Origin of the sequence: Butyrivibrio sp. AD3002 (genome assembly GCF_000420905.1) — a bacterium.
In the GTDB taxonomy this organism is placed as follows: Bacteria; Bacillota; Clostridia; order Lachnospirales; family Lachnospiraceae; genus Butyrivibrio.
On record NZ_ATVV01000018.1, the window covers coordinates 1 to 13245 of the forward strand.

10 protein-coding genes and 1 pseudogene are annotated in these 13245 nt (G+C 43.4%); 10 read left to right on the plus strand and 1 reads right to left on the minus strand.

Annotated features, from left to right (window positions below):
* The 3 genes from G596_RS0112900 to G596_RS0112910 form a co-directional block, all read left to right on the plus strand.
* The coding region (locus G596_RS0112900) for an IS200/IS605 family transposase (RefSeq protein WP_022762259.1) at positions 1-184 on the plus strand (184 nt) is incomplete at its 5' end.
* 309 nt (positions 185-493) lie between these two features.
* Complete coding sequence (locus G596_RS0112905; RefSeq protein WP_022762260.1) at positions 494-3049, plus strand: beta-mannosidase; 2556 nt, start codon at positions 494-496, stop codon at positions 3047-3049.
* Positions 3050-3359: 310 nt separating this feature from the next.
* Positions 3360-3599: a hypothetical protein gene (locus tag G596_RS0112910; protein ID WP_022762261.1), complete on the plus strand. Its 240-nt coding sequence runs from the start codon at positions 3360-3362 to the stop codon at positions 3597-3599.
* A 210-nt stretch (positions 3600-3809) separates the two neighbouring features.
* Here G596_RS0112910 and G596_RS25980 read toward each other — a convergent pair.
* Positions 3810-3953, minus strand: a pseudogene (locus G596_RS25980) (mobility-associated LCxxNW protein); the annotation flags it as partial.
* Positions 3954-4412: 459 nt separating this feature from the next.
* Between G596_RS25980 and G596_RS0112920 the strand changes: the two are divergent.
* The 7 genes from G596_RS0112920 (at position 4413) to G596_RS0112950 (ending at position 13152) form a co-directional block, all read left to right on the plus strand.
* The gene (locus G596_RS0112920) at positions 4413-5555 is read left to right on the plus strand and encodes an aldo/keto reductase (protein ID WP_022762263.1); all 1143 of its coding nucleotides are present in this window, start codon (positions 4413-4415) and stop codon (positions 5553-5555) included.
* Positions 5556-5618: 63 nt separating this feature from the next.
* A complete protein-coding gene (locus tag G596_RS0112925; protein ID WP_022762264.1) occupies positions 5619-6971 on the plus strand; it encodes an MATE family efflux transporter in 1353 nt (450 codons plus the stop codon).
* A gap of 147 nt (positions 6972-7118) precedes the next feature.
* Positions 7119-8105: a diaminopimelate dehydrogenase gene (locus tag G596_RS0112930; protein WP_022762265.1), complete on the plus strand. Its 987-nt coding sequence runs from the start codon at positions 7119-7121 to the stop codon at positions 8103-8105.
* Positions 8106-8260: 155 nt separating this feature from the next.
* Entirely contained in the window at positions 8261-9358 is a 1098-nt protein-coding gene (locus G596_RS0112935; RefSeq protein WP_155829272.1) for a glycosyltransferase, read from the plus strand.
* Positions 9355-10473 (plus strand): glycosyltransferase, encoded by a 1119-nt coding sequence (locus G596_RS0112940; protein WP_022762267.1) that lies wholly within the window; start codon positions 9355-9357, stop codon positions 10471-10473. The genes G596_RS0112935 and G596_RS0112940 overlap by 4 nt, the downstream gene beginning before the upstream one ends.
* The gene (locus G596_RS0112945; protein WP_022762268.1) at positions 10445-11434 is read left to right on the plus strand and encodes a helix-turn-helix transcriptional regulator; all 990 of its coding nucleotides are present in this window, start codon (positions 10445-10447) and stop codon (positions 11432-11434) included. Before G596_RS0112940 ends, G596_RS0112945 begins: the two co-directional genes overlap by 29 nt.
* Positions 11435-11493: 59 nt before the next feature.
* Positions 11494-13152: a SulP family inorganic anion transporter gene (locus G596_RS0112950; protein ID WP_022762269.1), complete on the plus strand. Its 1659-nt coding sequence runs from the start codon at positions 11494-11496 to the stop codon at positions 13150-13152.
* The last annotated feature ends 93 nt before the right edge of the window (positions 13153-13245 follow it).

Sequence of the window (13245 nt, forward strand, 5' to 3'; positions counted from 1 at the left end):
GTATAAGTACGGCAATAGACATTTCTGGTGCAGAGGCTATTACGTAGATACTGTAGGTAAGAATGCAAAGAAAATCGAGGAGTACATAAAGAATCAGTTAAAAGAGGATTTAGAGTACGACCAAATGACACTAAAAGAGTATATTGACCCGTTCACGGGTGAGCCGGTAAAGCAAAACAAATAAAAATGAGCCCAGGGGGCTCTGTAGGAAAATGATGTTGCGGCTGGCGAACCATTCGGCGAGTCTTTAGACTCAGTGCCGGCAACAGGCCCTTATAGGGCCAGAACAAACCACCGGCTAAGCCGGTGGTTCTGATTGTGAGGGTTTTTGCGGACTAAAAAGGCTTAAAAATTTTCGTAAATGTGCTTTAAAAATGTCTGTGCAGGCTTTAGAATTATATTATTCTGACAATTAAATTGTTGGGATGGGGGCCGGAATTCGAGGAATTTTTGGCTTCGAAAATTTCAATTTGAGAAGGAGATAGGATTGGGAATGGTTACAACAAAGCTTGATAAAAACTGGAAGCTTCACAAGGTAGGGGATGCGAAGCTGATAAATGCGGTGGTTCCTGGAACGGTTTACACCGACCTCCTCAGAGAAGGGGAGATGGAGGATCCTTTTTTCAAGGACAATGAGGATAAGGCGCTGGCACTCATGGACAGCGACTATGAGTATGTCTGCAATTTTGGTAAGCCCGCTGAAGCCGAAGGGGCTGATGTAGTGGTGCTTCACTGCGACGGTCTTGATACTCTTGCGGATTTATATCTTAACGGAACGCTTCTTGGTAATGTCAACAACATGCACAGAACCTGGGAATTCGATATAAAGGAGCTCCTTAAGGATGAGAATGAGCTGAAGGTTTATTTTCATTCTCCGACAAAGTTCATAAAGGAAGCCTATGAGAGTAGGGAACTTCCTTCAAAGGGAAGTGAAGATGCGATGCAGGGCTTTACATATCTTCGTAAGGCGCACTGCATGTTTGGTTGGGACTGGGGCGCACACCTTCCGGATGCGGGTATTTTCAGACCGATAACAATTCAGTGCTTTAATAAGGCAAGGCTTGAATCTGTGCTTATTACTCAGAATCATGAGAATGTGAAGATCGATAAGGACGGAAATGAGAGCGGAAGCGTTGGACTTCGCATAAAGCCGGAGATCACTTCTGCGGATGAGATTTTCAGATTCAGAGAAAAGAGCGATGTGTCAGGCTATGCCATCAACATGGGCATTGAGAGTAAAAAGTGCGATTATTCGGGTTATTCATTTGAGGTTAAGGTAGTGTCTCCTTCAGGAGAGGTTACTGAGAAGAGGAGCAGCGGAGAGCTTCCGGAAGAGATAGTAATTGAGAAGCCGCAGCTTTGGTGGCCAAACGGCTATGGAAAACAGCCGCTTTATACTGTGACTGTTGTTTTAAAGGACGAAGCCGGAAACCAGCTTGATACCTGGGAGAGAAAGATCGGACTTCGCACCTGCACTGTAAGTACCAAGAAGGACGAGTGGGGAAGCGAGTTCTGCTTTGTTGTAAACGGCGTTAAGGTCTTTGCGATGGGAGCGGATTATATTCCTGAGGATCATCTGTTAGGAAGGGTTAATCCCGAGGTTACAAGAAAGCTCCTTGATAAGGCTGTTTTTGCCAACTACAACTCCATCAGAGTCTGGGGCGGCGGATACTATCCGGATGACTGGTTCTTCGATATCTGCGATGAGTACGGAATCCTGGTATGGCAGGACTTCATGTTCGCCTGCGGTGTTTACGATCTTACTCCCGATTTCGAGGAGAATATAAAGGCGGAGTTCAAGGATAATCTCCTTAGGCTTCGTCACCACGCATCTCTCGGTCTCATGTGCGGCAATAACGAGATGGAGATGTTCGTGGATTATGGAGTGTGGGTTTCCAAGAAATCCGAGAAGCGCGACTACACTATCATGTATGAGTACATTATCCCGAATATGATGAAGGAATACGCGCCGAATGTTTATTACTGGCCGGCATCTCCTTCGTCAGGCGGATGTTTTGATGAACCAAATGATGAAAACCGCGGAGATGTGCACTACTGGGAGGTTTGGCACGGAAATGAGCCCTTCTCTGAGTATAGGAAGTTCTTTTTCAGATTCCTTTCGGAGTTTGGATTCCAGTCCTTCCCTGCGGAGAAGACAGTGGAGACCTTTACTGATGATCCGGCGGATAAGAATGTCTTTTCATATATTATGGAGAGGCACCAGAGGAACGGCGCTGCAAACGGTAAGATCATGAACTATATGCAGCAGACTTATCTGTACCCGAACGATTTTTCAACGGTTATCTACGCATCCCAGATGCTTCAGGCGGATGCTATCAGATATGGAGTTGAGCACTTCAGACGTAATCGTGGACGCTGCATGGGCGCTGTGGTTTGGCAGTTCAACGACTGCTGGCCGGTGGCATCCTGGGCAAGCGTAGATTACACCGGAAGGCTCAAGGCTCTGCACTATGCGGAGAAGAGGTTCTTTGCACCTATCCTGGTGTCCTGTCAGGAAGAGGGCGAGATGACCTGCGGAGTTCCGCTCAACTGGCTTCCAAGAGAGGTTAAGCAGGAGGCAGTATTCAACGTTGCCAATGAGACAAGAAAAGCGATAAAGGCTACAGTTAAGTGGCAGCTAAGAAACGCTAAAGCTGAGGTTATAAGAGAGGGCAGCGAAGTTCTTGATGTTCCTGCACTTACAAGCGTTTGGACTTCTAAGGTCACCTTCGAGGATGCTGGCAGATTCAATAATTATGTGAGCTATCAGGCAGAGGTTGACGGCAAGGTGGTTTCATCAGGCACTGTCATCTTCACAATGCCTAAGTACTTTAAGTATGAGAACCCGAATCTTACCGCAAAGGTAGATGGCAATAAGATTACTGTTAAGGCTGATGCTTATGCAAGAGGCGTTGAGATTCTCAATGAGAATGAGGATCTGGTGCTTTCAGATAACTATTTCGACATGAACGCCGGAGAGATTACTGTGGAGGTTCTGTCCGGTGATGCTTCAAAGCTCAGACTTAGAAGTGTGTATGATATAAGATAATAGAAATGAGGCTGCCGTATAGCAGCCTCATTTCAGACTGTAGACAAAGTCCACGGCAGATGCCGTGGACTTTGTCTACAGTCTGAAATATTAAGACATTCTTAATATTTTAGATGATTTCAAAAATTAGAGTGCATTTGGTAAAAAAGCGGTTGAATTATCAGAATTTAATGATAGAATACTAGTATAATTTTTATAAATAGCTATGAAAAACATAAAATGTTTATAAGAATTGCACAAAATAGTATAGAAAGGGGTAAGCAAAGTTGCTTTACTTTTGAGGGTGTAGAAGTAATTAGCAGGGGAACTAATGACAGGGAAAAACACAAAAGCAAAGCGAATGATACAAAAATTGGGGTTGTTATATGGGGTAAATTACGATGATAAGACATTTAGGAACATCAGAAAAATACTGGAATGCTATAGAGAGTATGTATTTGGGCAGGATATTTTTGATTTTTCAATGATGGGAAAGAAGAAGCAATTATGCTGTTTGGTATATGTTTTTGGCAAGAATGCCTTAAAAACTGGGCAGAACGGGAAGAAGTAATGTATAGAATAAAAATGGAGATGGATGGATATGATCTTATTCCTGCATCAGATAATGCTTCATAACATAGATTAAATTTGGTATAGTCAAACTTTTTAGGGTTTGCCAAGCGTTTTGAGGGTCTGACTTGAGGGTCAGGCCCTTTTAGAATGGGAGTTTTTGAGGGTTTGGTTTTAGGGGCTGACATTTTGCCAGACCCCCTTTTTAGAATTAGTCGAACATCCACCGCTCTGAAGGATAGTGGAGATTATGCTCCTCCAAGATTGCTTGCAGGGCTTCAATGTATCGCTCATTCCGCTGTAGCTCAATCCAGTTACCATGGCAGGTTTCATCAGCTTCCTCAACTTCAAGCTGCTTCTGCTGATAACCTTTTCATTTGATACATTTATGGTTTTTGCTAAAAGCACAGTAGTTTGTCATAATTCATCCTCACTTTCATCCATATATAAAACAGTGTTGTATACAAGGAAGGGGCGATGCTGTATTCCATGGGGATCAACTCCAGGCATTGCTTAATAAGATGTGGTTGCAACTGGCTCGTAAGGGAAATGTATTTGGAATTTATTAATCTCTGGATGGAGAGCATTTTACTATGGCACGCCTTATCTATCTGCCTATGGGTGAAAACATAAAGTAGGATTTGAAGCACAGTCTCTGATGGAGGAGGGCGGCGAGAGATATTTCCGGGATATCATGTTTAAGGAAGGAGTACTGAAAGGATTTTCGAGGCGGGAATGAATAGCATATAGGCATTCAAATACAAGGTGTGAAACTATTTATCTTTATATTTAATTCATTATGGAGGAGTAAAAGGTGAGATACAAAACACTAGGGAAAACTGGACTTAAAGTAAGCGAGATCGGTTTTGGCGGAGAGTGGCTGGAACGCCATGATTTTGATGAATCCGTGGAACTGATAAAATATGCAGCTGCGAAAGGCATTAATATCATTGACTGCTGGATGCCTGATCCAAAATCAAGGGACATTATCGGAATGGCGATGGAAGGGAACCGTGAGAACTGGATCGTTCAGGGACATATCGGGTCAACGTATCAAAATGGACAATATGTCAGAACAAGGGATATGAAGCATGTTATCCCGGCGTTTGAAGATATATTGACACGTATGAAAACAGATTATATCGACCTCGGGATGATTCATTACATAGATGCTCAGGAAGACTGGGATAACTGTATGAGTACCGAGTTTATCAGATATGTTCACAGATTGCATGATGAGGGAGTTATAAAGCATATAGGTCTGTCTACTCATAACCCCAGAATTGCAAAACAGGCAGTTGAAACCGGATTCATCGAAATGCTGTTGTTTTCGGTAAATCCGGCATTTGATATGCGGCCTGCAACTGAGGATCTTGATTCGATGTTTAGCGGATATGACGGGGATTATTCCGGGATCGATCCTGAAAGAGCGGAAGTATACCGTCTGTGCGAGGAAAATGAAGTCGGGATCACGGTTATGAAAGGGTTTTTCGGAGGAGCATTGTTTGATGAAAAACGATCTCCGTTTGGAGTTGCTTTTACTCCTAAACAGTGTATTCACTATGCACTGACAAGACCCGGAGTATCATCTATCCTGTGCGGATACGATACAAAAGAACAGATTGATGAAGCTGTATCTTATGAAACGGCCACGACGGAGGAACTGGATTACGCTTCGGTCATTGCTTCTGCGCCGATGCATTCGTATATGGGGCAGTGCACATATTGCGGACACTGCAAACCCTGCCCGGTGAATATAGATATCGCAATGGTTAATAAGTTTTATGACCTTGCAACAGCTCAGGAGAATGTACCGGAAAGTGTTAAATCCCATTATGAGGCGCTTGGAACAACAGCTGATGCTTGTGTGGGATGTAAAAGTTGCGAAAGCAGATGCCCATTTGGTGTAAAAGTGGCTGACAGGATGAAAGTGACGCAAAAACTGTTCGGCTGCTGATGCCAAGGACAACATAGGCAGCAAGCTTAGAAAAGCAGTTAATTGTGAATGAGGTAATCTGAAATGAAGACTATAGATATGACAGAAGGAAAAATAGCAACTAAGCTAACAAAATTCGCTATTCCATTAATAGCCGGTAATATACTGCAGCAGATGTATGTGTTTTTCGATACGCTGTTTGTGGGTAGATATATAGGAACAAATGGATTGGCGGCATTGGGAACTGTTGAATGGATTGTTTTCATAATAATCAGTGGAGCCCAGGGCTTTACTCAGGGATTTTCAATAGATATAGCACAAAGTGCAGGAAAAAAAGATAGGAAGACATTAGAGGAGGCAATTGAAGGATCAATAAATGTATGCGTGTTACTGTCAATAACAATAACAGCAGTTGGTTTGATTTTGGGCAAAGGTCTTTTGAGGTTATTAAATACACCGGATGAAATTATTGGTTTATCCTGGAGTTATTTGAGAATTCTCATACTGGGAATTGCCATAACGACTTTTTATAATATGTTTTCTGGAATATTAAGATCATATGGTAACAGCGTTACCCCTTTAAATGCTTTGATTCTATCTTCTATTGTAAATATTATTTTGGATTTTCTGTTTATTTACTATTTTAAGTTAGGAGTAGTGGGAGCTGCAGTTGCGACATTGCTGGCACAGTTAAGTTCTTTGATTTATTGTACCAAGTATGTTGTGAAGATTTTTGGAGATGATAAGCTGCATTTTTCGTTTAACGTAAATCCAAGAAAAATGTATGAGTTGATCAAGCTCGGAGTCCCGTTATGCTTCCAAAACATAGTGATCGGCATTGGAGGAGTAGCAGTTCAAGCTGTCATAAATACATATGGAGCGGTATTTATAGCTGGTTACACTGCAGCGAATAAACTATATGGTCTGTTAGAAATAGGAGCATGGGGCCTGAATGGAGCAGTTGGAACGTTTGTAGGACAAAATAAAGGCGCGAACAATTATCGAAGAGTAAACAAAGGATTTAGGATATCAGTAGTTATGGCAATTGTGATGGGGGCATTTATGTCTGGAATCATGTTGGGACTGGGAGAGCCAATACTACGCCTGTTCTTAGAACAAGAAGGCACCGTAAATATGAGCACCATAACGATTGGTAAAGAATTTTTAAACTTCTTAGCTGCCTTTTTTCCTTTGCTTTATATTTTGTATGTGCTTTATGCAGTTGTGCAGGGAATGGGAAATACGTTTATGTCTATGATATCAAGCTTTGCTCAATTGTTTATGCGAATCGCATGTGCATATTTATTAACTAGCAAAATAGGATATTATGGATTTTTTGTTGGCGAAGTTATGGCATGGGTAGGATCCAATTTGATGTTGTACCTAGCATATAGAATAAAAATGAAGAAGTGGAGGTTGGAATGTTATGCCGAATAAAATAGATATTTATAAAATGCTTTGTGAAGGAATCAAATAATAACAGCTAGAACAAACATTTCAAATGGTTAAAAATGAGGGTGGTTTTTTGCATGTATTTCAGAGTATAATGCCTTTTAAGAGTTTTTGCATACGGAAGGAGGAAGTATGAGCACTAGAATTGGTATTATCGGATATGGAAATCTTGGTAAGGGGGTAGAACTCGCAGTTAAGGCAGCGCCTGATATGGAACTTGTTGCTGTTTTCACTAGAAGAGATCCCGCTTCATTATCAATAAAGACAGCAGGCGTACCTGTTGTATCTGTTAAGGACGTTGCAGATTGGAAGGATAAGGTTGATGTTATGATCCTTTGTGGTGGTAGCGCAACAGATCTTCCTGAGCAGACACCTGAGTTTGGTAAGCTTTTCAATGTAGTAGACAGTTTTGACACACACGCAAGAATTCCTGAGCACTTCGCTAATGTGGATAAGGTAGCGAAGGAAGCAGGCAAGGTTGCAGTTATCTCCTGCGGATGGGATCCCGGAATGTTCTCACTGGCAAGAGTATACTCAAATGCAATACTTCCCGATGGAAATGATTATACATTCTGGGGAAAGGGTGTATCACAGGGACATTCTGATGCTATCAGAAGAATCGCAGGCGTTAAGAATGCCAAGCAGTACACAATCCCTGTAGAGAGTGCACTTGAGGCTGTTAGAAGCGGAAAGAACCCTGAGCTTACAACAAGAGACAAGCACACAAGAGAGTGCTTCGTTGTTCTTGAGGATGGAGCTGATGCAGCAAAGGTAGAGAAGGAAATCAAGGAGATGCCTAACTACTTTGCTGACTATGACACAACAGTATACTTCATCAGCGAGGAGGAGCTTCTTAAGAACCACAGCGGCATGGCACACGGCGGCTTCGTATTCAGAAGTGGTAAGACTGGTGCTGATAAGGAACACAACCACATCATCGAGTACAGCTTAAAGCTTGATTCAAACCCTGAGTTCACAACAAGCGTACTTGTTGCAGTTGCAAGAGCTGCATTCAGAATGCAGAAGGAAGGTCAGACAGGCTGCAAGACAATGCTTGATATTCCTCCGGCTTATCTCTCAGATAAGAGCGGCGAGGAGCTTAGAGCACACTTACTTTAATATGAATGTCTGGCGGGTGGGGACGTTACACCTCATCCGTCAGCTTCGCTGACACCTTCCCCTCAAGGGGAAGGCTTTTTTTATTTTCTTCATGAGTCTGGTTGATTCCAAATACACTTTTTCTTTACGAGTCCATTTTATGGTACAATAAAAATATGAAAAAGATTAAAGTTCTTCACATCGTGGGGGCGATGTATCCCGGTGGAATGGAAAATTTCATAATGAATATCTATGAAAACATAGACAGGGAGAAGTTCTGTTTTGATTTTGCGGTTCATAGCATGAAGGAAAACGACTATGAGCCGAGGATCAGGGAGCTTGGCGGGAAGGTGTTTTTACTGCCGAGAATGACGGGACATCCCATGGATAATCTGGCCAAGCTCAGGAAGATTGTCAATGAGGAAGAGTATGACATTGTGATAAGGCACACTGCCAATGCTCTTGTTGCGCCGCAGCTTTGGGCAGCCAGGAAGGAAAAGGCGATAACGGTCTGTCATTCTCACAATGAAACAGATCCGAAGAAGTTTGTGCATTTTCTTTTCAGACCTATGCTGGTGAGCAATGCGGATATAAGGCTTGCCTGTTCCGAAAATGCCGGAAAATGGATGTATGGGAATAAGGACTTTCGGATAATAAATAACGCGATCGATTTAAACAAGTTCGAGTTTAAGGAAGAAAAGAAGCAGAAGGTAGTAGATGAGTTTCATCTTGAAGGAAAGCATATCTACGGGCATATTGCAAATTATATTGCTTCGAAGAATCACTCGTTTTTGATGGATATATTCTCGGAAATCGCAAAGCTGGATGATAAGGCTGTGCTCATATGCCTCGGAGAGGGTGAGCTCAAGGCTGAGACAGTGCAGAAGGCGGCAGAGCTTGGGATTTCTGATAAAGTGATTTTTACCGGCATCAGACATGATGCGCAGAATTTTATGTCTGCATTCGAGACGATGATATTCCCTTCGTTTTTCGAGGGACTTCCGCTTACTCTCGTTGAGGCACAGGTGGCAGGCCTTCCGATTCTGATGTCGGATACGATTACCGATAAGGTGATTGTGACAAAGGGGCTTGTGGAAGCAAAGGCGCTCTCTGATGGCGCGGCAGACTGGGCGAAGAGAGCAGTCGAAATCAGGGAGAAGAATGAAGGTGTGAGCCGGAGCTGTCAGAGGGAGAGTATTCGGGAGCACGGGTATGATCTGGAGCAGTTGGTAAGATGGTATGAGGAGTTCTTGGAGAGCGTGGTGAAGCCATGAAGATAATATTTCATTTGAACAGCATGGGAAGGGGCGGCGCAGAACACGTAGTCAGCATCCTTTCCAGGAAGTTCTCGGAGGCGGGACACGAGGTAATCGTGGCGACGCAGTGGTTTTCCGAGAATGAGTATGAGCTTGGTGAAAAAGTAAAGAGAATATCGGTGGGACTTACCGAGGCAGATGATAGCAAGAGCCGCATAAGCAAGGCGTTTCTTAGGCTTTCAAGACTCAGGGAGTGTTTTAAGAGGGAGAAGCCGGACCTTGTTATATCCTTTTGCGCTAAGGCTAACTTCAGGGCGGCCTTCAGTCTGTTCGGAATGAAGACACCGCTTATAGTTTCTGTAAGAAATAATCCTGTGGAGGATTATAAGGGGCATTTTATAGCCACGAAGTATATGGAAAAAAAGGCAGCAGGCTGCGTTTTTCAGACGCCTGATGCCATGAGCTTTTTCTCAAAGGGGCTTCAGAAGAGATCGAGGATTATATTTAATCCGCTGGATGAAGAGTATCTTAATATAACAAGCGATATGGTACCGGCTGCGGGTGAGAGATCCAAGAGAATCGTGAACGTCGGACGGATATCCGCTCAAAAGAATCAGCTGTTATTATTGAAGGCTTTTAGCAAGATAGCTGATAAGTATCCTGATTACACTCTGGAAATATACGGAGATTTTCAGGAGTCGGAGCTTCTTGATGAAATAACAGCTTTTATCAATGAAAAAGGCTTAAAAGAAAGGGTTTCGGTAATAGAGCCGACAAGTAAACTAAAGGAAAAGATTATGGATGCAGCGCTTTTTGTGCTTTCATCGGACTTCGAGGGAATGCCAAATTCGCTTATAGAGGCTATGGCGATGGGGATTCCATCAATATCAACCGATTGCCCCTGCGGAGGATCGAGACTTTTGATAGACAGCAGGAGATCCGGAATTCTTGTGCCCGTCAGGGATGAGGAAGCACTGGCAGCAGCGATGGACAGGGTACTTTCCGATAATGAGCTTTCAGACAAGCTTTCGCGCAATGCCATGAAGATAACAGACAGGGTTCAGCCTGACAAAATATGCAGAGAATGGGAGGAGTTTATCGATTATGCCAAAGGGAACAAATCAGAAACTTAAACTTTATTATCTCGCAAAAATTCTGTTGGAGCAGACGGATGATGAACATGGTCTCACCATGCCGGATATCCTTGAGGAACTGGACAGGTATGAGGTGAGCGCTGACAGAAAGAGCATTTACACCGATATAGAGGCTCTTAATGATATCGGCCTTGATGTTGTTGGCGAAAAGAGCGGCAAATACTTTGTCTATCACATCGGAAGCAGAAGATTTGAGCTTGCAGAGCTTAAACTCCTTGTGGATGCGATTGGCTCTTTCAAATTCATTACGGAGAAAAAATCAAATGCTCTTATTAAGAAGCTGACGACTCTTGCCAGCACCTATGAGGCAACCCAGCTGGAGAGACAGCTTGCCGTGCAGGGCAGAGTGAAGACCATGAACGAGAGCATATATTATACGGTTGATGAGATTCACAGTGCGATTTCCGAGAATAAGAAGATCAGCTTTAAATACATGACCTGGGATACGGAAAAGAAGCTTGTTCCGAGGAAAGCTGAGCCCTATGTGATCAGCCCTTGGCGTCTAACCTGGAATGATGAGAATTATTATCTTATCGCTTTTGACTCCGAGTCCGGAAAGATCAAGCACTACCGAGTAGATAAGATGGATAAGATTGAAATCCTTGATGAGAGAAGAGAGGGAAAAGAGCATTTTAAGGCCTTTGACCTTGCAGCCTATACGAACAGAGCGTTCGGAATGTTCGGCGGTGAGGGAACAATGGTTACTCTTACTGTCAAGGATGAGATGGTCGGCGTTATTATCGACAGGTTCGGGAAGAATATCACGATCAAGCCTTCCAAGAAAAAGGGATGGTCAGATGCGAGGGTTGAGGTTGCTGTCAGTGACCAGTTTTTCGGATGGATATTCGGTCTTGGGACTTCCGTAAAAATATCCGCACCGGCTTCTGTGGTAAAAGCGTACAAGACAGAGATCAATAATCTGTTAGAATTCTACAAATAGTCAATTCTTTACTATATTATTATGTGTTATAATTTTGTCGCTTTTTTAGGAGGTTTATTATGAAGAAGGACAAAATTAAACCAATGCTTTTTTCCGTGATTAAGAAATACACGAAAAAGCAATTCACCACTGATGTAATATCAGGTATCATCGTAGCTATTATTGCACTTCCGTTGTCAATAGCCCTGGCGCTTGCTTCAGGAGTAGGCCCTGAGGAAGGTCTTTACACCGCGATCGTTGCGGGATTCATTATTTCCTTCCTCGGAGGCAGCAGGGTTCAGATAGCAGGTCCCACCGCAGCTTTCGCGACAATCGTTGCGGGAATAGTTGCCAAGGACGGAATGGAAGGCCTTATGATGGCAACCATCATAGCCGGAATTCTCCTTATTCTGATGGGACTGTTAAAACTCGGAAGTCTCATCAAATTCATTCCCTATACAATTACAACCGGTTTTACCGCGGGAATAGCAGTGACAATCCTTATCGGACAGATCAAGGATTTCCTGGGGCTTACATATCCCAAGGGAACCGTGACAATCGAAACTATCGAGAAGCTGGAAGCTATCGTTAAGAATATCGCAACCATCAATTATCAGGCTGTTATAGTCGGAGTGGTTTGCCTTGCAATCCTTATAATATGGCCCAGATTTTTTGAAAAGATTCCCGCATCACTTATAGCCGTAATCGCCGGAATTGTTATGGTAAAATTCCTTGGACTTAAGGTTAATACCATCGGAGATCTTTACACAATTCACGCAGGTCTTCCTAAGTTCCACACACCGACCATCAGCTGGGGGCTTATCAGAGGATCTTTCTCAAATGGCTTTACAATTGCAATTCTTGCAGCAATTGAATCACTGCTTTCCGCTGTGGTTGCAGACGGTATGATAGGCTCACATCACAGATCAAACATGGAGCTTATAGCACAGGGCTGCGGTAACATCGGATCCGTTCTCTTCGGAGGAATTCCCGCAACAGGTGCTATCGCAAGAACAGCTGCAAATATCAAGAACGGTGGTAGAACTCCTATCGCAGGTATTGTTCACTCAATAGTTCTTTTGCTTGTTCTTGTGGTGCTTATGCCCCTCGCGGCGCTTATTCCGATGCCCACAATTGCAGCTATTTTGTTCCAGGTAGCCTACAATATGTGTCAGTGGAGACCTTTCACACATCTGTGTAAGACAGCTCCCAAGAGCGACATTATTGTTCTTGTTACAACCTTTGTCCTCACTGTAGTATTTGATCTTGTTGTAGCTATCGAAGTTGGTATGGTTCTTGCATGTCTGCTCTTCATGAAGAGAATGAGCGAGGAGTCAACGGTTCGCGGCTGGACATATATTGATCCGGACGACGCTGACGTTAACGCAGAGGATCCTGACAGTATTGACCTCAGAGTTGTTCCTAAGCACGTTCGTGTTTACGAGATTTCAGGTCCTATGTTCTTCGGAGATGCAGATGCTCTTGCGGAAATCACCACTAAGGATTTCACAAAGAGTCTTGTTATCAGAATGAGAAGTGTACCTGCCCTTGATGCGACAGCGATGCGTTCACTCGAGATGCTTTATGAAAACTGCAAGAAGAAGGGTGTTCGTCTCATTTTCTCACATGTTAACGAGCAGCCCATGAGAACAATGGAGAAGGATGGCTTCGTAGAAAGAGTTGGCCGCGAGAACTTCGCCGCCCACATAGACGAGGCCCTTGAAAAAGCCTCTCATTGATGAGTAATACGGCCCGGAGAGTAGAGCATCTGCGATTCCTATCTCGTTGCAAAAAACGCATAATCGATAGAAATCGCAGACACTCTATCCCCG